Here is a 22,555-nt window from a genome sequence, read left to right on the forward strand (position 1 = left end):
TTATATATTATTATGTGTAATAATGAAAAAATTAAGAAAAATGTTGAAATCTAACACTAATGAATGTTGCATAAATTATAAATCATAGTAATTATAAAAAATAAAAACATGTCCAAAACAGAAAATCTTAATTTTATAGAATATTCAAACAGAAATGAACTAATGAAAGAAGATATTTTTCAACAATACTTGTCAAGAAAAACAATTGGAGAACAAAGAATCAAAGACACAGCCTCACACCTGATGAGATATTGCAATATCCAAAAAATGACATTAACAGATTTATACGAAGAAGCTGATTATGAAGAAGAACAAAAAATACGGGAAAAACACAAAAAATTAACTTCTAGGTTAGAAACAATAAGAACGGAATTACAAAAAAGAGGATATGCTACAAGTGTAATTCAACAAACTTTCAGCACAATCAAAACATTCTATAGGACAATGCGTATAGAGATCCCATATGTTCCATCCATTCCTCTACCTCAAATACAAAAAGATTATGACGACATACCCCATAAAAATCATATACAGCAAGCTTTAGATACTACTAATAATAAATTACATAAAGCACTTATTCTATTCATGTTTTCATCATGCTCTGCCATGGCTGAAACATTATCTCTCACTTGCCAGTCATTTGTTGATGCAACTAAAGAATACCACGATGAAAAAGAAATCACAGATGTTATAGAAGAATTAGGGGTAAAAAAGGACATAGTCCCTTTTTTCACAATGTATAGGCAAAAAAGAAGCAGATCTTACTCAGGAGGATATAAATACAAAACATGCTGTACTCCTGAAGCAACCCAGGCCATAATTAAATATTTAAAAAATAGATTAAATAAAGAAAAAATTTTAAAAAATACAGACAAATTATTTAATATTGGAGTCGCTGGCGTTGAAAGTGCATTTGAAAGAATAAACGATCATAAAGATAATAATTGGGGTAAAGTAGCCAATACTCGATTTTTCCATCCACACGCAATGAGAACAGCAGGGTGTACCGCCATAGAAAATGAAGCGGATGGAGACATGTTCGCAGGACGTAAAAGAAGTAATATACATGAAACTTACTTTAAAAAAAAGCCATGGAGAATAAAAGAAATCTACCTTAAATACATCCCAGATTTAACTATTGAAGATACTGAAGTTAATATATTAAATGATGAAGGTACTAAAAAACTTCAACAAATTGAAAATGAAAAACAAGCTCTTGAACAGAGAGTAGTAGCCTTAGAAAATGATAATAAAACTATTGAAGATCTTAAAAAACAAACTCTGCAAATGCAAAAAATAATACAAGACATGCAAAAATAACTAAGTTTTTTCTTAGATCTATCTATTATATATTATAAAAATTATTTCTTAACTTTTTCTCATTTTCAAAATTCACTCATTAATCCATTCTACGATTATCTATTTTTATTTTTTGTTATAACTTATTAATAATACTTTACAAAATTAATAAGATATTACTAAGGAATAAATTTATATATAACAAAATTTAAACAATTAAATTAATCAAAGAAAAATGGGAAAATCAAATAAGAAAATTTATAATGAAAAATAATAAAAAATAATATTAGGTGTCAACTATTTGCATCTAAGTGTGGGGGATTATATTATGAATTTTGAAACTGAGTTAATGAATCTAAAAGAACTCCACTACAATGAAAATTATAAAATTATGAGGTGAAAAAATATGAACAATAAAAAAATAATAATATTGCTACTATTCTTAGGGATAATGGCTGTATCAATATCATCGGTTAATGCAATAACTTTAGATGAGAAAACTGAGGCTAAAAAATTACTTAATAGCATAAATTCAGATATTCCAATTATAAATAGTTTCAAAAAAGGAGACATACTTTCTTTAACTGAAATTTCTAAAAATAATAAAGAGTTTAAAGTAATTAAAGTAAAAACTGTTGAACATTATAGTAGTGGAGGAGCTATAGTAAAAAAGAATGGGAAATATCAGAGCAAATATAGAAATTATGATAAAATAAGAATCACTGATCTTTTTTTCGAAAAAAAGAATAATGACCAATATAAATATTATGATTGGGAAATTAAAGAAATTTACGACAAAACTACAGGTTATAGCTATGTTCCTGCAAAGAAAGGCGATTGGATTAAAGTATATAGCACTTCACCACCTAAAACTATTGAAACAAAAGGAAAAGTCTATAAAATTAAGTACTACACAATTTTACAAGCGATTAATTCTAAAAAAGCTAAAAAAATTAAAACTGTTGGAGAAAAAGCACTTATTGGTTATTATAATATTTATAAAATGCCTACATTTAAATATGGTCAGTATAAATGGGCTAACTTTAAAGGAAATACTTTCACTTATGGTAAATCATATCTAGGATATTATATTAATCATTTGAAAGATTACGGATATTATAATTCATACCATAGAGTTTATAAAATTTCCCCAAAAACTTCTAATTTTCTGGGATCAAACATATTCAGTAAAAAACCTACAACTTTCAAAATATATGTAAAAGCATGAAACTAATCCATTCAAATTGAGGTAATGTAATGAATATTAAAGAAGATAAAGGTTTAATCTTGATAATAGTAGGTATAATTTTGACATTAACAATAGTTTTGTTTTTCATAGGAATTCCATTAATAGCAATTGGAGCATACTTGTTAAACAAGAAAGTAAGTGATCAAGAAAAGAAACTAGATGAACAACTAATAGAAAAAAGAAATGAACTATCTAATATTGACAAAAAATTAGAACAAATGGAGAAAGAAAAAGAACAGGAAATAAATAATAAACTAAAAGAGAAACAAAATCAATTAGATAATATAGATGCTACATTGGAAGAAATGAAAGAAAAGCAACAAAAAGAAATAAATATTTTGTTGGAGGATAAAAAAAATCAATTAGATAATATAGATAATACATTAGAAAAAATGGAGCAAGAAAAACAGATTGAAATAAATAATAAAATAAAACTGAAACAAGTTCAATTAACTAATTTAGTTAATGATATTGAAGAGAGAAAGGAAAGGTTGGGTTTTTTAGATGATGAAGCTGAAATGCAAGAAGTAGGATTATATGAACCAAAATATGACTTCATAACAGCTGTAGCTTATAAAGAAAAGTTAGATGAACTTAGAAAGAAACAAAAAGATTCTGTAAAAAATAAAACCGCGGCAGTGAGTGGAATATGGATTGTTGAGGGAGATACAAGAAAAGGAAAAGCAATGGCTCATGCTAACATAAAACAAATAATTAAGAATTTTAATTTAGAATGTGAAATAACAATAAGTAAAGTAAAGATTTCTAATAGAGAAAATTCAATTAAAAGAATAAAAAGATCATTTGAATCATTAAATAAAATAAATAAACCAAATAAAGTAGAAATCACTTCACATTATTTAAATCTTAAATTACAAGAACTTGATTTAGCTATGGAATATGCACTTCAAAAACAAGAAGAAAAAGAGGCAATAAAAGAAGCAAAACAAAGAGAAAGAGAAGAACGGAAAATACAAAAACAATTAGATGATCAACTTAAAAAAACCACTACTCAAAAAAAGCAATTGGAAACAGAAATTGAAGCAACTAATAACCTATTACAAAAAAGCAAATCCGACAAAGAAATAGAATTATTAAAAAGTAAACTCAAAGAGTTAGAATTGGCTGTTGAAAAAAGCAAAAAAGATGAAAAAGATATAAAAGATAAAAGAAAGCGAACAGGTGCAGGATATGTATATATTCTATCCAATATAGGTTCTTTCGGAGAAAATGTCTATAAAATAGGGGTAACAAGAAGAGATGATCCTATGGGTAGAGTTACTGAATTATCTGATGCATCAGTTCCATTTAGATTTGATAATCATGTGTTTATTTTTAGTGAAGAGGCTTTTGAATTAGAAAAAGAATTACATGGTAGGTTTGATCATAAAAGGGTGAATAAAGTAAATATGAGAAAAGAATTTTTTAATATTACATTAGAAGATGTTAAAAGAATTGTTGAAGAAAATAAGGAGTTAGTGCATAGTTTTGTAGAGAAAGCAGAAGCACAAGAATATTATGATACTTTAAAAATGATAAAATAACTAACAAAATATTATAATAATATTTTATAATATTATTTTTTCTTTTATAATTTTTTAATTTTTAATAAAAAGTATTACTATTTCAGATAAAACACCGTGTTTTTCTCAAAAATATGGAAAAAGTAGGTAAAAAAGTATTACTCATAATTGAAATATTGAAAAAATATTAATATTTAATTTAATAATTTCTTAGAAATATATGTAAAACTATATAATAAATGAAAAATAAAGTTTAAAATTGCAAATAGTGGTTTTTAGTAAGGCTAAATAGCAGGTACTGGTAATACCTTTTAGCTATTTGCCTTACACGGAAAACCCCATTAAAAATGATACCAAAGGAGCATATTTTAAAATGGGAACCATTTATAATTATGGTTATAAGAATTATATAAAGTTTTTTAATCTTAAGCGAAGCTTAAGTATTTTCTTAGCGTTAGCTATATTCAAAATAAAGAAATTTAAAAGCAAAAAAAATAATTATTCTCTTTTTTTAATATATTCATCTAAAACATTAACAACTAATTCTGTCAAAGTAATGTTTTTTTTAATAGCTTCTATTTTTAGGTCATTTTTCAAATCTATAGGTAAATTTAAGGATGTTTTTTTAACTTCTCTCATTCTATCACAGATATTATTTATAAATTTCATTGTTTATATATTTTTCTTCTTTATAATATATATATTAGATTTTATAAGAGTATAAGAAGAAAAGTATATATACTACTATACAGATAATATAAATAAGAAAGTTTGAAACTGGTAATTTTAAACTTTCGAAAATCCAAAGGAGCATATAAAAAATGAAAGTTTTAGGTAATGAGAAGGTGATCTCTTCTCAAAAAAGTGTAAAAGATCTAGACGAAATAATAAGTGAAAATAATCTCTTGAAACAAGAGAATATTAAGCTTAAAGAAGAAAAAGAATATATTTTAAATAAGTTTTCTTCTTATGTAGATTCAGTAGAAAATAGTTTAAACGATATTAAGCTTGAGAAATCAAGTAAGACTAATTTTAAAAGTGAGACTACAATCTCTAATGAAGGAGTTGTAGCGAATGAATAAGGCTGCAATAGCTGATTTCCAGTACAAGGTTAATTCTTTAAATCAGTATGAAATAGCTGATGAAGCTCTTAATAAAATCTTCAAAAAGCTTGAAGCTGAAAATAATGGATTACTCTATTCGCAACATTATCCTCTTGAAGGAGGAGATGTTGATCAATATGGTAATTATTACCGCAATCAAATTAAGATCAACAAAGAAGGCAGTATTTTCTTAAGTGCTAAGCATATTGGGGAAATATGCAATGACACCCAACACATCGGTGTAGAGGAATTTATTAAGACCGGTGGAGATCTAGAAGAACTCACAAATACTATTTTTCAAATAGCTTCTGATATTGCAGAAGCACAAAAAGTGACTACTCACGGCCTTGACAAATTTATTATAACTTTGGAGGCTCTTTTATGATAGTCGAAGGAGTTCGTATAAGATATACGATTGAAACGGATTCTTTTTTAGAAGACATTGGTAAAAGAACTACATATGCTTTTAATCCCAATTTAGATTTAAGGGATGATGAAGCTATATCTATCTTTAAAGAAAAAATCAAGAGTGGAGAATACAAAGGAAATGTTAAACTTATTAAAAAAGTTAAAATTCCACAAGAATTTTTTCCTCTGAAAACTGTTCTAGCTGAGGAGGTATTATAATATGCCTTCTTTAATTAGATATTTAAGATATAATTATCCTGTCCAATTGGGGATAATTACAGCTATTTTTATTATAATGTTAGTTTTTATTCTAGCGTTAGCTATCAACGAGCCATCTCCTCAAACCTTGATTACAGGAGTTTGATTATCATGAGTATTGAATCAGATGTCAATATTATATTAATATTGTTTAATGGCTGTGAAAAAACCTTGTATGACAATAAAAGATTTAGTATAAGGTTTGATGAAGCTATAGAAGGATGTAAAAATGATACTATTAAGAATGTCCTTCTAAGCTTAAAAGAAGGAAAGATTATCAACAATTGCAATGAGCATTTAAAATTACTCTATAAAATCGTTAAGATTAGAGAGAATCATTATAATAATAGATGGGTTGATTCAAAGAGGAAAGAAAGAGAACAGATGAATAAAGAAGGAGATAGTGGTGGAGCTAGTGGTAATATAGCATTGCGTAATGAAACAGGAATGTATCAACTCTTAGCTGAGTGTGTTAAATTAACACTAAAAAACAATGGTAAAAGAAGATTATATGAATGCTTTTTATAATATAGGGATGATTTAAATGATGAATGATTTAAACAGATTCTTAGATAGCGTTTCTAAAGAGAACATTGTAGAATCAACTTATAATAGGATGATTGAATTTTCTAAGCTAGAATCAAAAGAAGCAGAGCTTAGATTTAAAATCACCAAAAAGGAAAATTGGGTAGATTCTAGGAAAAATTATTTACTCAATAACACTGATTTTGAAAGTCTAGGGATAACTAATATCCCTGCCAAGAAAGCCAAAGTAGAGGAACTTGTCGACGATGACAAGAATTACCTTGAAAAGCTTAAAAGAGATCTCAAAAAACATGAATTAGAGATGTTTAAACAAAGAAGACTTTTAAGACTCACTGAAATGATATTGTCTAAAATGGGTGATTTAGATGAGTGATTTGACTGTTACTAATGAGGGTGGTCTTTCTAAATTAAAATCAAAAGGGATTGTGACTATTAACACAATTCTAACTCCTAAATCTATTGATGATGAGATACACAACAATGAATTACTAGCTAATGTTTTCGCTAAGGTTATTGAAGATAATCATTATTATTCTGAGATTCCTGTGAAGATTAAAGATAAGAAAACTGGTAAATATATTAAAGAAATTAAAAAGTGGATTAATATCTCTGGATGGAGTTTTATCGATAGGGTATTGAAAATAACACCACATATCGTTAAAAGTGAACTTAAGTTAGTTAAAAGGGATAAAGCTAAAGAAAGATTAGAATATTGCTGTACTTGTGAACTTAGAACTATTCAAGGAATAGTGATTTCAACAGGGTTAGGAAAAGCTAGTTCTGGTGAAGAATATAAAGAAAACTTCACTGAATCCAAGCTTGAGAGTTTAGCTCAATCTAGATCAATCAGCAAAGCACACAGGTTATATTTCCAGGATATATTAGAAAAATTGAATTTAAATAATGATATTATTATAGAAGCTGATTTTACAACATCATTTCCTAAAAATGAGCAGGAAATGATAAATCAGCATCATAGTAATATGGAGAAAGCTGTTAAAGATCCTAGTTTTGATTGGCCAGGGGATGAAGAACTATCTAAAAAATTTGCTGATAAAAGAAATGAATATAATGAACAAAAAGACGGTGAAAGTAGTGATAAAAAGCAACAAGGGAAAATCACTGGTGGTATAGTTAGTAATGATGAAAAGGAGGATAAATCCTTTTTAGATGAGGCTATAGATGATAAAGCTAAAAGAGATAAAGAGAAAGCTGAATTTAAAACTGCTAACAATGTTGAAAAAAACAATATGCTTGATGATCCTGATGCTAGACAATGGATAAGGGAAATAATATATGATCTCAAAGATTTAGGTAGAACAATTAACACAGGCACAATCAAAGCTATGGCTATTAAAAGAATGAGAGATCCTGAAAGTGATATAACTAAAGAAGAAGTTGAGAGATTAGTATCTCAATTAGAAAGAGGAGGTATTCCTAAATGATTAAAAGGATTAAAAAAGCCTTAGAATTTAAAAAGGATAATATTAATTCTTTATTAATTTCTTGTGAGGAATTACATTTCTATGTTAAGTTACCAGGCTCTAAAAAAGAATCTTTTGTCACTTGTGTGGGTAATTTATGGAGATGTGATTGTGAAGATTTTACTGGTAGAGGTCTTCATAAAGAAGGATCATTTCTTTGTAAGCATATACTAGCTGTTTTGTTTTATCTAGCAAAAGAATTTGAAAAAACTCCTTAAAGGAGACTGACAATGAGTTTTAAGAAAGCTTTTAAACGGATTTTTAAGATTTATGATGAGTATGAGTCTGTGAGTCATAATCAGTTAATAAAGATAGCTGATGTAACTAAGGTTAATTTTGAAGTTTTAGAAAGTGCTTGCTTAGCTAAAGGATTAATTTGATTTTATAGGAGGTGTTTGTATTAGAGGAGGTTTTACGGCTAGTATTGGAGGTAAAGTTAAGCCTAAGGATAAAAAGCTTTTAGATGATTCTAATTATGTTGTCAGGCATGCTGTTGAATATTTCCTAAATCATATGGTAGATTCTAAAAAATCTTTGGAAGTTAAGAAACATTTTTTAGAAGAAGAATTAAGGGATTTAAAGCTGGATCAAATCACTATTGAAAAAGAAATTGATGAAATTAATCAAGAATTAGGGATTAAAGAATATTCTAAAGAATTGAACGATTTATTAGATTATATTCATGAGGATTATGTAAGGGTGGCTAAAAATCATGGTCGAAAATTATATGAGACTAAAGAAGCTTTGCATCCTCTGTCGATTGAAGAATATGTTGATAGTAAGCTTGATTTTCTTGTTGATAAAGCTAATCAAATAGATATGGATGTTAAACAGTTGTGTAAAGAGGTTATTACTTATGTTAAAAGTTGAACTTGTAAGTTTAACTTTTCTGCGAAGGTCTTGTAGGTTTGGTATAACTTTAAACTTTAAAGTTTAACTTTTGCTACAGTATACATTTTTAAAAGTTTAACTTTGAAGTTCAACTATTTTGAGTAGTTCTAGTGTAGAGAATATTATTATTATTATTATTATTATTATTATTTATTATTAATAATTTTAATTTAATTAATTTAATACACTTGAAATAAATGTTTTCTATATAATTGTAAATTTAATTGATATAAAACAAATTAAAGAGGGATTAAATGAATTTCAGTACTAAAACACCTCTTTATAGTAAAAATAAGTTCGATACAAGAAGACATAGAACTTATAATCAGTATTGGAGTTTTAAAAAAGTATTTTGTTATACATTGATGGGAATTATGAGTCACGAAGCGGTTAAAACATTAAGGGAAGGTTTTAAACTCTTAGATGAAATGACTGAAGAAGAAAGGTTTAAATTGCTTGAAGATACTTGTAATTCTATTTTAGGAGAATAAAGAGGATTAAATCATGAATTATAAAATAATATGCCAATTAATGATTTATTCATTAATAATAAGTGCGTTATTGAATGTGCTAGGAGTAATATTCTCTAATATTAGCTTTTTTATAGTAAGTTATGGTTTTATATGTCTTAGTTTTGTTTGTAGTATTTTTCGCAAAGGAGGATTGTAGATAATGATTAAAAGTGTTAATTGTAGACATTGCATTCATTGTAATGAATTGAAAACCAGGATGAAAATTTTGGAGATTTTATATTATGAAGGATTATGAAAAAGAGTTTCTTGAAAATTTTGAAAATTTGACTGGAAAACACGAAATAACAGTCATTTTCAACCATTTTTTAGATTTTATAATAGATAACTTTACTTTAAATAACAAACGTGAATGGGAAAATTATAATGAAATTTACACTAATGACGAAAAGAAGATTTTCAACAATTTATTTGAAAATTTTATAATTATCATGGAATCTAAAATTAATGAAAATAGGTATTATGATTATCTTGGAGTGTTTTATGAGAGTATAATTCAATCTAAGTATAAGGCAGGGGATAAGGGGCAGTTTTTCACTCCTCATAATATTGTTGATTTCATCATTGGTTTAAATCATAATTTAAAAAAAGGTAATGTTGTTAATGACCCTACTTGTGGGTCTGGTAGATTATTAATTGGTCATCAGAGTAAAAACCAAGATTGTTATTTGTTAGGAAGTGATTTAGACATTATGGCTTGTAAAATGTGCGTTATTAATTTATTAATTCATGGAGGAGTAGGTAGTGTTATTTGGGAGAACAGCTTAAGTGGTGAGTTCTATGGTGCGTGGAAAGTCAACGAATACTTAAATACGGGTGGTTTTTTATTAAGTGTCGAAAAAGTGAATAATCGAAACAACGCATTATTTTTTATGAAAACAAAAGATGTAGGGATTGTTGGATCTAAAAAACAAAAACAAACTACATTACTTTAATAGGAGGTGGAAATTATGACGAATATATTAAGTAGTCATCATGTAGAACCAGAATCTGCTTTTATTTCAAAGGAAAAACAAGACATAATAGAGAAAATACAAGGGGAAATGAAAGGAAAACTGACACAAGAGCAAACTAAATACCTAAATCAAGTATTGATTAATTGTTTAGCTAATATTGAAATATTAGACAAAATGATGAATGATTTCAACACTATCGAAGACAATGAAAATTTATTAAAAATATTCATAAGCTCTAAAAAAATAGAGGGTCGCTCAAAAAGAACACTGAAATATTATAAAGACACTATTGAGAAAATGTTATTGTTCATAAACAAACCAATTGCTAATATAAACACAGATGACATTAGAAATTACTTTATACACCATCAGGAAGCAACTAATGTAACTAATGTAACACTAAACAACATTAGAAGGAATTTAAGCAGTTTTTTCGGATGGTTACGAGATGAAGGATATGTCCTAAATAATCCAATAACAAGGATTAAACCAATTAAAACAGATAAAATAATTAAAAAACCTTTTAACGATGTCGAAATAGAAAAGCTAAGAACACATATACATAGAAATAAACAAATCAGAGATTTAGCTATTTTTGAAACATTATTGAGTACAGGAGTTAGAATTAGCGAACTGGTGGGAATTAAAATATCAGATATTGATTTTAACAATCGTACTATCCTTGTTTTTGGAAAAGGAGCTAAAGAAAGAATAGTTTTCTTTAATGCAAAAGCCAAAATAGCTATCGAAGAATATTTAGAAACAAGAAAGGATAATTCTCCAGAGTTATTTGTTGCAGAAAAAAAACCATTCAACTCACTAGGCATTTCTGGCGTTGAACGAAGAGTTAGGGACTTAGGCCTGGAAATAGGGATTCCTAATGTCCACCCTCACCGTTTCAGGAGAACAATGGCGACTAATGCTTTAAATTCTGGCATGGCTATTGAAGAGATAAAAGAGTTACTAGGGCATGAGAATGTTGACACTACTTTGATTTATGCAAATGTCGATCAAAATAATGTAAAGCATGCTTATAATAAGCACATGGGAGGATAAACAAATGGCTAATGATATTATTAAAACAATGAGATGCAAGGCCTATAAATCAGTTATATGGTGTTGGAGAACCATTGATGTTTGTAAAATGGAAAATTGTGGAAGCGTATCTGAACAGGAAGAAAAACTTCTGAAAATAGGTAAACATTCATTTTTAGCAGAGGTGTAGCTAATGAAAAGTGTTTATAAAATCTGGCAGGATGAACAAATAGATGATACGGGGATATATGAAGAAGATTATATCCAAAACACTATATGTATTGTTTCTAGTTTAGATTTAGCTAATAAAATTGTGAATGAAGCAAAAAAGAACAATTTAGAATTAGAAATCAATGAACTTGATATTTTTGAAAATAGTACAGAAGTGTTAGAATATTTAAAAGAATACTATGATGATGATTATGAGGCTTTAAAAGATATTGAGATTGAAGAAGTGGAATAATGTTAGATAATTCAAACAAACAAAAAGAAGCTTTAATAAACATAGATAAGATTGTTAAATCACTCCTTCCTATTTGTATGGAATGTAATTTATGTAACTATACTTCAGAATGTGCTTTTGAATCATATAATTGGAATACTGCTGTGAAAAAAGCTAAGGAGTTGATTAAATGAAACCACAGCCCATATCAAAGCTAATAACCATAATTGGATTATTAGCATTGGTTGGTGGAATAGTACTCTCATGTGAGGGTCTTGAAAACCAACCATTAGAACCAGTCGAAGCAAAAAAAGTAATCAAGAAATCAGACCCACTAATCAAACAAAAAACCATCTACAAACACGAACCATACAAGGTTTTGAAAAATAAAACCCATTTCATCGTTTTTGGAGCTTATCCAACCGTGAAAGGTTATGAATGGAAGAGATGGGGCAAAGTAACATTTAAAAACTATTGTCCCTTCTGTAAAAAATGGAACACTCTTAAATACAATCCTAAAAGGGTTGCAGATGGGGAAATCACATGTTATAAGTGTGGAGCTGATTATTGTGCAGGAACTGGGAAAGATAAAAGTTATAGATGTAGAAAAGTTTTAAAACGGTGGTGAAAAGTTTGGAATTTAAAGACAAAGCTATTAAAATTAGAGAATTATTTAAAACTGAAACATTTGAAGAATTACCTAAAAAATTAATGGAAATCGTATTGTTAAGTGACAAACAAGTTTATGATGAATATTTAGAAATTGTCGGAGATGATACTAATTTCTTACAAAGTATATATCAATATTACTTAGCAGAAAGAGAAGAACTGAAACAAGACTTTACACCCTCCAGTTTAAGTAAATTATGCGGTGTTTTAACAAGTCACGATGAAGAAAAAACTGTTTATGATTTATGTGCTGGAACTGGAAGCTTAACATTAGCAAAAGATACAGCAGATAAATTTTTTATTCTGCATGAGTTGAACACGGAAACAATTAGTTCATTATTGTTTAATTTATCACTAAAAAATGTAGAAGGAGTTGTAATCAATGGTGATGTGATAACTGGCGAAAATAAAGGTTTTTATAAGCTTTTTAAGGGCGAAAAATATTCAACAGTCGAAAAGATAAGTGAATATGAAATACCTGAATATGATAGTGTAATAAGCAATCCTCCTTTTAACCTTAAATCTGAACATGATATTAGGTTTAAAGATATTATTGTTAAGAAAAAACTTATAAATTTTGGTTTTCTTTTAAAAGGATTGGAAAAACTCACAGAAAATGGACTAATGGCTTTTATATTGCCAAACGGTGTTTTAAGTAGCACTCACGAAAAAGAATACAGAAAATATTTAATTGGTAATGGCTTTTTGAAAGCAGTTATAACAGTTCCAGGGTCAATGTTTGAATCGACAAGCATTCCAACGTGTATTTTAGTATTGTCAAAAACAAAAAACACTAAAGTTAGTTTTATAAGTATTAATGATTGTGAAGATGAAATAACAATAAATAAACGAGGTACTGGGAAAGCTTGTCATGAAAACAGAGTTTATACAAGAAAATTAGGTATTTTATCTGATAATCAGATAGAAGACATCTTAAATAGTATTAATCAAAATTTAGACATCGCAGGATTTTCAAAATCAGTTAATTATAAAGAAATAATTAATCAAGACTATAATTTCGCACCTGGAAGGTTTATCGATTTTGTAGCTGAAGAAGATCAAACAAGAACTTTTGAACATATCATAGACGATATTAATAATATTATAAATGATAAAAACCAGTTTAAACTAACTTTAAATTTGACAATAGCTAAAGAATTGAAAGATTGGGTTGAATTAAACGAAGAAAAAGAAAAGAATAATGAATTCATTGATGAAATAAATAAAGAATTGCAACGAGTCAATGAACTAAAAGAAGACTTTGAAGAATCTAATGAATTAATGGATAACATGAATGAAAACATGTTTTACACAGATAAAAGATTAATAAACGAAAAATGGTTAACGATTACTAGATCTGCGAAAAATGAGATAAAAAATACAGATCCTAAAAAATTATCAGAAACTTTTAAAGAAAATTTAAGTAATTGTCAGATGATGATAAGATATTTGAACAATAAAGAAATTGTTTTATTGGCTGAATTAAGGGATAAACTCTTACCTTTGCTAATGAGTGGGGAATTAATGGTTCCAGAAAATGCGTATGTTGAAACTGAAGAAAAAACAATAGAAGTTGAAAATACTAAAAAAGAACCACAAAAAACATTAATATAATAAAAAATGGTGAAAACATGAATGAAAACTTACAGAAAATAACAAACAATGGATATGCTTTATTTTTAGTCAAAGTAGGGAAAAATGAGAAAGGCGAAGAAAAAATTGAGGTGAAATAATGGATATGAAATTTACAAAAGAGCAACAATTAGTAATGACAAAACCAGTTTTAAAAGAAATATTAAAAAATAGTTTAATTGATGTTATTGAAGGCATAATAAAAGAAGGAAGGGAAAACAATCCACTATTAAGTAATTTAGATGATAGGGAAATAAAAGAAATTTGTTTTGAATGTTTTGAAGAAGCAATTCCTGAATTAAAAGAAATTATGAAAAAACCTAAGAAATTCTGGAAAAGATGAGGTTGGGAGATCATGTTAGATACAATAAGAAAATGTGTTGATAGCTTCAGAAATGGTTTTAGTGAAAGTATATTTGGAATTACTCATACTGACATAGTATTACAATCTCATAAAGAATTGATTAAGGTGGTAGAATGACTGTTGTAGTGGCTTTAAAAACTGATACTGGAATGTATATGGCTAGTGATGGACTTACAATTCAAGATCATACTACTATTTCTTCTTGTGAAAAAAAGTTTCAAGAATTGTTCCCAAATTTTTGGATTGGAATAGGAGGATTATCAAGCATGAAAACATTAATGAGAAATGGTTTTGAAGTTCCAAAACATGATGGTGAAAATTTACAAAAGTATTTAATAAAAGAATTCGTTCCTAATTTAAAAGAATTCATGAAAAATAATGAGTATTTAGTTAATAATGAAAATGAACCCTCAAGAATAGAATCTGATATGATAATTTGTTATGAAAAAAATATTTATTATCTTTCTAATGATTTCGACCTTACACCAATTAATAATGATTATTTCGCTATTGGAACTGGTAAACTGTATGCAATGACTAAATTATATGGAACTGGAAATATTGATCCTATACCAAGATTAAAGAAAGCAATTGAAGCATCTAGCCATTTTGACATGGCCTGTGGTGGAGAAATATATATAAAAAAGATTTTTTAATTATAAAGGAGATCATACTAATGGGTGTTGCTAGTAGTATATTAAATAATGATTCACTGAAAAACAATCAAAAATATCACAGAATCATGAAACTTGAAGCTAGATATAATAATCCTCATGCTTCAGATTTTCATCATAAAAAAAGAATATTAGACTACATATCGAATGAGTGTAATCTTAATAATTTTGAGAAAAAAGAATGTTTAGATATTATTGAGAAAATTAGTAATTTTGATTTATTATGTAAAAATTGTAGTAATGAACAAATCATTTCTGTGATTTGTTTAAGGACAAAAAATAAATACAGAAAAATAGAAATTGAGAGGCATAAAATATGGAAAGAGCACGATTTAAGTTTCAAAAGATACATAACAATATCAGATAGAATAGGGGACTATTTCTACAAACACAGTTATATTAAATCATTTTAATTCTTTTTTTACTAATTTTAACATATATTATTCTTTTATATATTATTTGAATACAGTAGCTTTCTAGTCGCCACTGTCGGTATAATATAATAAAGGACAACAATGATAACAGAAAAAGATTTTGAAAAAAATAAAGTTGCAAACTTCACACAAGCAAATCACAAAATCAGACAATGCTATCATTGCAAATCAGAACACATTCTCAAAGACCAAAATCATGACCAAATATACTGCCATAGATGCGGAACAATATTACGAGAAAATTACGATGACTATGCAATAGACAATGCAAAATTTCCAAAAACCAGTCAAGAATATCGTCGTGAAATAAGTCGCAAAATGTGTGAGTGGATCTGAAGAGAAAATAGCTAGCTCATTTCTATCAAAAAAAGGAAAATTAAACAACCTCTTAACTAAAACTTTTCAGATCCACTGACACCATGACAAACCATGACAAATATACTTAAAAAAGAACCACAGAGGAACTAAAAATGCCTAAATATGATTCTGTTGAAAAACATTACAATTATCTTAAGATGGATTTTTTGTTTGGTGTTGTTGAAGATGATGGTTCTACTGTTTTTTTATCTCTTGAAAAATTAGCAAAGAAATATAATGTTAGTTTAAGTACTTTGAAAAAGGTTTCTGCTAGAGAGAAGTGGAGTAAGCAAAAGGAAGATGTAGGAACCAAAATCGATGAAAAAGTTCTTGATAAAAAGTCAGATTATGAAGCTGAAAAGATAGTTCAAATTGATACTAAATATGAAACTGCTTTTTCAAATCTTGCAAAATTAACTAATGATTCTGTAGCTATGAAAAAACCTAAAAATGTTAGAAGTTCTGATTTAAGGAATTTTGCTGATACTTTGATTACTTGTTATGAAGGTGAGAAGGTTGCCCATGGTGAGTCTTTAGAACAAAATAATAATACAAGCGATGGATGGGATGCTCTTGCGAAAGCGTTTAAAGAACCTGCAAATGAGCAAAAAGCTGAAGAAGACTAATACTTTTAAGCTTGATCCGTTTGGAGCTACTAATTTACATTATTTGAATAATTCTAATTATTTTATTAACATTCAGCACGGAGCTATTAGGTCAGCTAAAACCACAGCAAGTATTGTCAGATGGCTAAAATTTATTAAAGAACATCCTTTCACTGATTTTTTAATGACTGGAAATACTCAAACCAGTCTATATCGTAATGTTTTACGCCCAATGATGACTTTAATGGATAGCTTAGGTATCTCTTATGATTGGCGTAAAAATGAATACTTAGAAATTGAAGGCAATATTTGCTGGCTCATGGGATTTTCTCATGAAGGAATAGCTAACCGTGTTCCTGGTGTTACTCTTGGTGGTTGGTATGCTGATGAAATTAATACTTATCCTAAGATTCTTGTTGATTTAGCATTAGACCGTTTAAGTGAAGAAGGATCTCAAGCTTTTTGGACTTTAAACCCAACTAATCCTTACCATTATATTTATAAAGAATATATTGAAAATGAAGAAAAAAAAGCAGTAGGTGATGTTAAAGTATGGCATTACACAATAGATGATAATCCTTCCCTTTCAGAAGAATACAAAGCCAGACTCAGACGAAGATATCCTCCAGGCACAGTTGACCATAAAAGAAAAATTGAAGGTCTTGCAGCTGTAGCCGAAGGAGTAATTTATTCAAAATTTGTTGAAGAGTTAAACACATTCGACCCTAAAGATCCAAAATATGAAAACATCCATTACAATCAATATGCTCTTTCAACTGATTATGGTTCAAGTACAGTGCATGTTGTAGGATTATTCGGTACTATTTTTAATAAAAAAGGAAATGAATATCATTTATTGGATGAATATTATTATGATGCCACAGACCCTGAAAATAATGGTATTCAGTTAGATGATGAGGAGTTATATAAAAATGCTTCTGAAAAATTGTTGGATAGTAGTTTTTTATTAAGTAAATGGTGGACTCCTCACGATGCAGCGAGTCTTAGAACTACTTTAAAGAAGAAAACCTACATGTCAAGACCTATTCCAGTAGATAGTTACACTCCCGATGTTAATAATGATATTCAAGAAATACAGAAATTATTTGCAAATTATAAATTTAAAATAAGTAAAAATTGTGTTAATAGTATAGTTCATGCTCAAACATATGCTTGGGATCAGAAAGCTAAACAAAGAGGCGAAGATCAACCATTAAAAAGTCAAAATAATGACCATTGCCCAGACATGTGGAGAGCCGCTATATTAGGTTCAAGACAAGTTAAGAAAAGTATTGTCCCTGGAGTTGGATAAAAAATGAAATTACCTGATATTATTAAAAATACTCTTAATCCTCCAATAAAACAAATAGTTAATGAAATAAGCAGAGGTGTGGGAGCAATAGGAGTTAGTCTTGGAAAAGGAGCTAAAAATAATAAATTTGAAAGTTTAATAGATCAAATGTTTATAGAGCCTTCTATAGCTGAAGCAAGAAGAGCTTTACAAATAGACCCTACTGTTTCAAGCAGTGTTTTATCTATGGTGATTTTAGCTAACAGCCCATATAAAGTCGTTCCTTCTCAAGGAGCTGCTGATGAAGCTGTTGATTTCATAGAACAAAAATGTAAATCATGGAATATCAGAGCTTTAAATAGTCGTATGCTTTTAAGAAGTATTGTAGATAATACTTGTTTTATAAGAAAAAATATTGATACTGTTGAGATTAAAAACTTTGATTTCTTGACATATGATGAAACTAATTATAATTTTTTACCAGTTATAGCTAATGGTGAATTGTTAGGCTATAAGCAAAAAGGGATGGTTTATGAAATTCCTAAAGACTGGAAAAATAAAAAATTTGATGAAATAGCTAATCCTAAAGGTGAAGTTCAGGAATTTAATTTTGAACCTCATGAAGTTATTAATCCTGTGCTTTTTGAAGATAATTTTAGCTTAGTGATGAAAGCTTTAGACGATGTTAGAAACCTTAAGAAAATTAAAAACATGGGACCTAACATTGTTAAATTTAGTCAAGGCACATTAGGCGTTGAAGTAGGTACTGAAGAGAATCCTTTCGCTCCTTATGATGAAAATGATAGTTATAGTACTCAAAAATCTAAAGTTAAGAAAGAATTAGAAGGTATAGCTGATGCATTTGATAAAAAAGAATCGAAAAATGTTATAGCTTATTCTTATGGAACTACTCCTAATGTTATTGGTGATGGTAAGGTTGTGGATTGGACTCCGATAGCTAATTTTTACAAGCAAGAAATAAGGGAATCATTATTAACTCCTGACAGTCGTTTTACTAGTGCTAAAGGTAGTAGATTTACAGCTGAAGCACAAATGGGTACTAGTGGTCAAGGAGCAGTTATATCATTTTTACAAGATTTTTCTGTTTATAATATTAATACATTTGCAATAGATCATCAATTAGCTATGGCTAATTATGAAGATAGTATTGGTAAGATTTCCATTGAATTTGAATCTTTTGAAGTTGAAGATGATAAAACAGCTGCAGAAATAGGGCAAATAATAGAACAGTTATATCCATCAGCCAATAATGATAATACTCTTATGAGGATGCAGGCATTTTTCCCAAAATATTATAAAATTTATCAAGATAGTGTTGTTAGTGAAGAATCTAATTTAGATAAAACCCCAAAGCAAATTAATAATCAATTAATTAATGGATTTGTTGATCATGAAGATAATACTCCTCAAATTGTTGATTATTGGTATAATAAACTAGTAAAAGAAGGCATTATTAAAAGTTGATTAAAGATGGAAGTAAGTGTTAAAGCTTTATATGATTCAGGATTGAAATATGTTCCTGTTTCTGATGATAAAGCACCATTAATTCTTAATCATTTAATGCTTCATGAAATGAGAGAAGATTTTATTCTTAATAGCTTAGATCATAACGTTGAAAATATATTAGGAATGAAAGAATTTCAAAATTTAATTAAATCTATTTTTGATCAACAGATTCTAATTAATATAGATCTTGTTAAAGAAGCAGGTAAACTTGAACTTTTAAGGGTTGATTTTCTAGATTCTATAAGTAGTGATGTAGATAAGTTACTACAAAATAACTATGATAATGTAACTGATTACACAAAACAATTCTATAATATAGGAAAAGAGAAAGGTTTCAGTCAACTTCAAGTAAAACAGTTCACTAGTCAAGCAGATACACATGCATTATTCAACCTCACACAGAATAATTTTAGTTTAATCAAAAACATTAGTGATGATGTAAAAGAAGAAATCAGAAAACAAGTGTGGGAAGGTGTAAGTCGTGATGAATCAGTAGTTCAAATAGCTGAAAGAATTAAAAATACTAGAATAGAACCTATAGAAAAAATTAATGGTCGAAATTTCACTATAGATGAAAGAGCTAGTATGATAGCTCGTACTGAATCAGCTAGATGTAGAAATCAAGGACTCATAAATAGTTATCTCCAATATGGAGTTGAGTATTTTAATTCTGTTGTTGTTAAAACTCCGGGTACTTGTAATGATTGTTTGGATATTGAAGCCAAAGGACCTTATAATATTAAAAAAGACAAAGATAAAATACCTCCCCACCATCCTAATTGTAATTGTCACCCCGAACCAGCTGAAGAACCTAATAAAGACCCTAAAGATCCTGAAAGTTTCCCTGATTTGGTTACTGGTAAAAATGTTAAAACTAATCCCAATATTCACTTTGCTGATAATGAATTTATAAATGAATATTCAAAAGCTGTTAGCGATTTTCAAAAAGCTACAACTAATAATATTCATGAAGTGGGACAAATTTATAATAAAAATGGTAAATTAATGAGAGAATTTACAAATAATTCTCCAGAAGGCATTGACTTTCCAAATGATTTATATAGGTTTGGTAAAAAACAAGGTTTAGGGCTTAACATGCATAATCACCCTTCAAATGTTCCTATCCCTTCTAAAGAAGATATTATAAACTTTGGAATTACAAAAAGTAAATATGGAGTGATTACATCTTCAAATTCATATAGTGTGACCACATTTAATAAGCCTAATATAAATAATATTGTAAAAAACATCGAAAAAGATTATGAAAAAACTTTTGAAAAATTCATGCAGGATTACATGAATAAATCTGATTCAGCTAGACAAATATTAAATAATAATTTAACATCTAATAATGAGAAAAATAGACTTTTAACCGAAAATTTTAGAAAATACACAGCTAATAATCCAAATAAATTAAATGATAAATTAAATGAATCATTAAAAATATATGGTATTAATATTAAAATTTATTAAATAAGGAGTGATGTTTGTATGGTACCATTAGGTAAACGTCTAGATGGAGGATATGGTGTTATTGGCAATCCTTCTACTATATTTTTTTTAGAATCATTATCTCTTGAAGAAAGAAAGCAATATATTAAAGAACTTGAAGAAAAAAATCCTAAAGCTTTTAAAGAATTTTGTGAAAGTTATCAAGAAAAATTAAAAAAGTTAGGATTAGGAGAATTTATTTAATTTTATTAATTTTTAATAAAAATATACAATTTTTAATGGTAGTTGTGTGTTAATCCTCTAGAGTAATAAGTAGGCTGGTTCACCGAAAGGATAGTTACTCTTAAGGGATTTAACAGTCTTTTATTTTTCGTCACCTCTTATAATTAAAATCTTATTGTAATTAGAGGATTAACACACAACTATTTTAATATTTTAAAACTCTTATTAGCGATAGCTATAAAACTAATTTTCATGCATTTAATTTGCCCTTAATGGGCTAGCGATAGCCATATAATTAATATTTTATCTGAGGTGTTAAAAATCACGAAAAAATATGAAGACAGTCAAGAACATTTTAAAAGTAGATTACAAGAAGCTGTAAATAATAAATTCTGGAATGAAGAGGATGATATCACCTATTGGGTACATGCTACTTACCCAGATGCTGTAATCATTCATAGTTATAAAGGAGATGAATATTTTGAAGTGCCTTATATAGTTCAAAACGATGAGATATTGTTAGGTGAGCCAAAAGAGACACATAGCCTTTTTTCATCTGAACAAATCATTAATCAGATGAAACAAGGGAAAGAATTCATAGTACTTAATAATAAAACTGAAAACCCCGTTTATCGTGTTCTTGTTCAAACTAATAATGAATTACCAGCGCATGATATGGGTTTTGATAAAATAAAATACAGCCCTGAAGCTCAAAAAGAAGCTATAGGTGATTTATTAGGTGAGTTTGTCTATGACGATTCTCAAAGTAACCATCAGAGACTACAAAATCCAAAACAAGAGCCTAAAAAATTCGCAAAAGTAATAAAAACTGGCTATTGTCCAGAATATGGAGCTTACACTGACTGGGAAGTTTTCGATCATGACTATGTTGAAATCATGAACCAACTGGTAGATAGTAAAGAACGGAACATTCCAATCAGAGAAGGGCCATCGACTGAAGTAATCCCTACGAAAGTAGAGAGATATGATACAAACAGTGTTTTGGTCACAAAAGAAAAATTTAATGGTATTACTTGGGTTAAAAACCCACGAGATGCTGAAGCAGGTATTTGTCAAATTGTGAATAATTTAAATTTGGAGGATATTAATATGTCTGATAATCCTGAAGAAAATAAGATAGAAGTAAATAAAGAAGAATATGAAAAGTTAAAAGCTGATAAAGAAGCAGCTGAAAATGAAGTTGTTGATTTAAAAGCTAAATTAGAGAACCCTCTGGAAGAGGAAGGGGACGTAGATCCTAAAGTAGCTGAATTAGAATCAAAATTGGATGAAGCTAATTCTAAAATTGAAAAGATGGAAGGAACAATTCAACCCTTAGAAACTCAAATTAATGAAGAAAAAGCACAAGTAGTAAATTCATTGCTTGATGTAGTTCCTGAAGCAGATAAAACTAATATGAAAACTTTCTATGAAGGAAAAGATTTACCTGAATTGAAAATTTTACAAAAACAAATAGTAAACTCAATGCCAGAACAAACCAATAATGGCATTGTTGATAGTGGAACTCTTACTCCACCCCCTACTAAAAATAAAATCACTTTTGATAAATTCAGAGCTACAAGAAAAACTAAAAGATTCTAAGG

At 28.2% G+C, this 22,555-nt stretch carries 32 protein-coding genes; 31 read left to right on the forward strand and 1 reads right to left on the reverse strand.

Features of this window, described 5'->3' with window-relative positions:
• The first annotated feature begins 162 nt into the window (after positions 1-162).
• From MBCUT_RS03345 to MBCUT_RS03355, 3 genes are all read left to right on the forward strand, one after another.
• Positions 163-1,320, forward strand: a complete 1,158-nt coding sequence (locus MBCUT_RS03345) for a hypothetical protein (protein WP_067258866.1) — start codon at positions 163-165, stop codon at positions 1,318-1,320.
• A 385-nt stretch (positions 1,321-1,705) separates the two neighbouring features.
• Positions 1,706-2,527, forward strand: a complete 822-nt coding sequence (locus MBCUT_RS03350) for a hypothetical protein (RefSeq protein ID WP_067258867.1) — start codon at positions 1,706-1,708, stop codon at positions 2,525-2,527.
• Between the two features lie 29 nt (positions 2,528-2,556).
• A complete protein-coding gene (locus MBCUT_RS03355) occupies positions 2,557-4,092 on the forward strand; it encodes a DUF4041 domain-containing protein (protein WP_084270697.1) in 1,536 nt (511 codons plus the stop codon).
• 477 nt (positions 4,093-4,569) lie between these two features.
• Here the strand turns inward: MBCUT_RS03355 and MBCUT_RS10785 are convergent, their stop codons facing one another.
• Positions 4,570-4,710, reverse strand: coding sequence for a hypothetical protein (locus MBCUT_RS10785; protein WP_157082454.1), 141 nt, complete (start codon positions 4,708-4,710; stop codon positions 4,570-4,572).
• 182 nt (positions 4,711-4,892) lie between these two features.
• On the opposite strand from MBCUT_RS10785, the gene MBCUT_RS03360 reads away from it, so the two are divergent.
• The 28 genes from MBCUT_RS03360 to MBCUT_RS03475 all read left to right on the forward strand — a co-directional run bounded on the left by MBCUT_RS03360 (position 4,893) and on the right by MBCUT_RS03475 (position 22,553).
• On the forward strand, positions 4,893-5,153 hold the full coding sequence (locus MBCUT_RS03360; RefSeq protein WP_067258869.1) for a hypothetical protein: 261 nt from the start codon (positions 4,893-4,895) through the stop codon (positions 5,151-5,153).
• Entirely contained in the window at positions 5,146-5,559 is a 414-nt protein-coding gene (locus MBCUT_RS03365; RefSeq protein ID WP_067258871.1) for a hypothetical protein, read from the forward strand. The genes MBCUT_RS03360 and MBCUT_RS03365 overlap by 8 nt, the downstream gene beginning before the upstream one ends.
• Positions 5,556-5,801: a hypothetical protein gene (locus MBCUT_RS03370; RefSeq protein WP_067258873.1), complete on the forward strand. Its 246-nt coding sequence runs from the start codon at positions 5,556-5,558 to the stop codon at positions 5,799-5,801. Before MBCUT_RS03365 ends, MBCUT_RS03370 begins: the two co-directional genes overlap by 4 nt.
• A 1-nt stretch (position 5,802) precedes the next feature.
• Positions 5,803-5,946, forward strand: coding sequence for a hypothetical protein (locus tag MBCUT_RS10790; RefSeq protein ID WP_157082455.1), 144 nt, complete (start codon positions 5,803-5,805; stop codon positions 5,944-5,946).
• Between the two features lie 5 nt (positions 5,947-5,951).
• Positions 5,952-6,368, forward strand: coding sequence for a hypothetical protein (locus tag MBCUT_RS03375; protein ID WP_067258875.1), 417 nt, complete (start codon positions 5,952-5,954; stop codon positions 6,366-6,368).
• Between the two features lie 16 nt (positions 6,369-6,384).
• A complete protein-coding gene (locus MBCUT_RS03380) occupies positions 6,385-6,759 on the forward strand; it encodes a hypothetical protein (protein WP_067258877.1) in 375 nt (124 codons plus the stop codon).
• Positions 6,752-7,831 (forward strand): hypothetical protein, encoded by a 1,080-nt coding sequence (locus MBCUT_RS03385; RefSeq protein ID WP_067258879.1) that lies wholly within the window; start codon positions 6,752-6,754, stop codon positions 7,829-7,831. The genes MBCUT_RS03380 and MBCUT_RS03385 overlap by 8 nt, the downstream gene beginning before the upstream one ends.
• The gene (locus MBCUT_RS03390; RefSeq protein ID WP_067258881.1) at positions 7,828-8,088 is read left to right on the forward strand and encodes an SWIM zinc finger family protein; all 261 of its coding nucleotides are present in this window, start codon (positions 7,828-7,830) and stop codon (positions 8,086-8,088) included. Before MBCUT_RS03385 ends, MBCUT_RS03390 begins: the two co-directional genes overlap by 4 nt.
• Before the next feature lie 12 nt (positions 8,089-8,100).
• A complete protein-coding gene (locus MBCUT_RS10795; protein ID WP_157082456.1) occupies positions 8,101-8,250 on the forward strand; it encodes a hypothetical protein in 150 nt (49 codons plus the stop codon).
• 154 nt (positions 8,251-8,404) lie between these two features.
• Entirely contained in the window at positions 8,405-8,740 is a 336-nt protein-coding gene (locus MBCUT_RS03395) for a hypothetical protein (RefSeq protein ID WP_157082457.1), read from the forward strand.
• Positions 8,741-9,015: 275 nt separating this feature from the next.
• Positions 9,016-9,252: a hypothetical protein gene (locus tag MBCUT_RS03400; RefSeq protein ID WP_067258885.1), complete on the forward strand. Its 237-nt coding sequence runs from the start codon at positions 9,016-9,018 to the stop codon at positions 9,250-9,252.
• 263 nt (positions 9,253-9,515) lie between these two features.
• Positions 9,516-10,226, forward strand: coding sequence for an N-6 DNA methylase (locus MBCUT_RS03405; protein ID WP_067258887.1), 711 nt, complete (start codon positions 9,516-9,518; stop codon positions 10,224-10,226).
• Positions 10,227-10,241: 15 nt separating this feature from the next.
• On the forward strand, positions 10,242-11,303 hold the full coding sequence (xerA, locus tag MBCUT_RS03410) for a site-specific tyrosine recombinase/integron integrase (protein ID WP_067258889.1): 1,062 nt from the start codon (positions 10,242-10,244) through the stop codon (positions 11,301-11,303).
• Positions 11,304-11,331: 28 nt separating this feature from the next.
• Positions 11,332-11,472: a hypothetical protein gene (locus MBCUT_RS10800; protein WP_169805381.1), complete on the forward strand. Its 141-nt coding sequence runs from the start codon at positions 11,332-11,334 to the stop codon at positions 11,470-11,472.
• A 3-nt stretch (positions 11,473-11,475) separates the two neighbouring features.
• Positions 11,476-11,745 carry a hypothetical protein gene (locus tag MBCUT_RS03415; protein WP_067258891.1) on the forward strand — a complete coding sequence of 90 codons (270 nt, stop codon included), beginning with the start codon at positions 11,476-11,478 and terminating at the stop codon, positions 11,743-11,745.
• The gene (locus MBCUT_RS10805) at positions 11,745-11,918 is read left to right on the forward strand and encodes a hypothetical protein (protein WP_157082459.1); all 174 of its coding nucleotides are present in this window, start codon (positions 11,745-11,747) and stop codon (positions 11,916-11,918) included. Before MBCUT_RS03415 ends, MBCUT_RS10805 begins: the two co-directional genes overlap by 1 nt.
• Positions 11,915-12,352, forward strand: a complete 438-nt coding sequence (locus MBCUT_RS03420; RefSeq protein WP_067258893.1) for a hypothetical protein — start codon at positions 11,915-11,917, stop codon at positions 12,350-12,352. Before MBCUT_RS10805 ends, MBCUT_RS03420 begins: the two co-directional genes overlap by 4 nt.
• A gap of 5 nt (positions 12,353-12,357) precedes the next feature.
• Positions 12,358-14,007 carry an HsdM family class I SAM-dependent methyltransferase gene (locus MBCUT_RS03425; protein WP_067258895.1) on the forward strand — a complete coding sequence of 550 codons (1,650 nt, stop codon included), beginning with the start codon at positions 12,358-12,360 and terminating at the stop codon, positions 14,005-14,007.
• Positions 14,008-14,125: 118 nt separating this feature from the next.
• Entirely contained in the window at positions 14,126-14,368 is a 243-nt protein-coding gene (locus MBCUT_RS03430; RefSeq protein ID WP_067258897.1) for a hypothetical protein, read from the forward strand.
• Positions 14,369-14,380: 12 nt separating this feature from the next.
• The gene (locus MBCUT_RS11690; protein ID WP_281177928.1) at positions 14,381-14,506 is read left to right on the forward strand and encodes a hypothetical protein; all 126 of its coding nucleotides are present in this window, start codon (positions 14,381-14,383) and stop codon (positions 14,504-14,506) included.
• On the forward strand, positions 14,503-15,045 hold the full coding sequence (locus MBCUT_RS03435; RefSeq protein ID WP_067258900.1) for a hypothetical protein: 543 nt from the start codon (positions 14,503-14,505) through the stop codon (positions 15,043-15,045). The genes MBCUT_RS11690 and MBCUT_RS03435 overlap by 4 nt, the downstream gene beginning before the upstream one ends.
• A 20-nt stretch (positions 15,046-15,065) precedes the next feature.
• The gene (locus MBCUT_RS03440; protein ID WP_067258902.1) at positions 15,066-15,476 is read left to right on the forward strand and encodes a hypothetical protein; all 411 of its coding nucleotides are present in this window, start codon (positions 15,066-15,068) and stop codon (positions 15,474-15,476) included.
• Between the two features lie 491 nt (positions 15,477-15,967).
• On the forward strand, positions 15,968-16,480 hold the full coding sequence (locus tag MBCUT_RS03450; RefSeq protein WP_067258906.1) for a hypothetical protein: 513 nt from the start codon (positions 15,968-15,970) through the stop codon (positions 16,478-16,480).
• Positions 16,455-17,771 carry a PBSX family phage terminase large subunit gene (locus tag MBCUT_RS03455; protein WP_067258908.1) on the forward strand — a complete coding sequence of 439 codons (1,317 nt, stop codon included), beginning with the start codon at positions 16,455-16,457 and terminating at the stop codon, positions 17,769-17,771. The genes MBCUT_RS03450 and MBCUT_RS03455 overlap by 26 nt, the downstream gene beginning before the upstream one ends.
• Positions 17,772-17,774: 3 nt before the next feature.
• The gene (locus MBCUT_RS03460) at positions 17,775-19,235 is read left to right on the forward strand and encodes a hypothetical protein (RefSeq protein ID WP_067258910.1); all 1,461 of its coding nucleotides are present in this window, start codon (positions 17,775-17,777) and stop codon (positions 19,233-19,235) included.
• Between the two features lie 6 nt (positions 19,236-19,241).
• Positions 19,242-20,750: a phage minor head protein gene (locus tag MBCUT_RS03465; protein WP_067258912.1), complete on the forward strand. Its 1,509-nt coding sequence runs from the start codon at positions 19,242-19,244 to the stop codon at positions 20,748-20,750.
• A gap of 18 nt (positions 20,751-20,768) precedes the next feature.
• Positions 20,769-20,972: a hypothetical protein gene (locus MBCUT_RS03470; RefSeq protein ID WP_067258914.1), complete on the forward strand. Its 204-nt coding sequence runs from the start codon at positions 20,769-20,771 to the stop codon at positions 20,970-20,972.
• A gap of 291 nt (positions 20,973-21,263) precedes the next feature.
• Positions 21,264-22,553 carry a hypothetical protein gene (locus MBCUT_RS03475; RefSeq protein WP_067258916.1) on the forward strand — a complete coding sequence of 430 codons (1,290 nt, stop codon included), beginning with the start codon at positions 21,264-21,266 and terminating at the stop codon, positions 22,551-22,553.
• Positions 22,554-22,555 lie beyond the last annotated feature (2 nt).

The organism is Methanobrevibacter cuticularis, assembly GCF_001639285.1.
Classification (GTDB): domain Archaea; phylum Methanobacteriota; class Methanobacteria; order Methanobacteriales; family Methanobacteriaceae; genus Methanobaculum; species Methanobaculum cuticulare.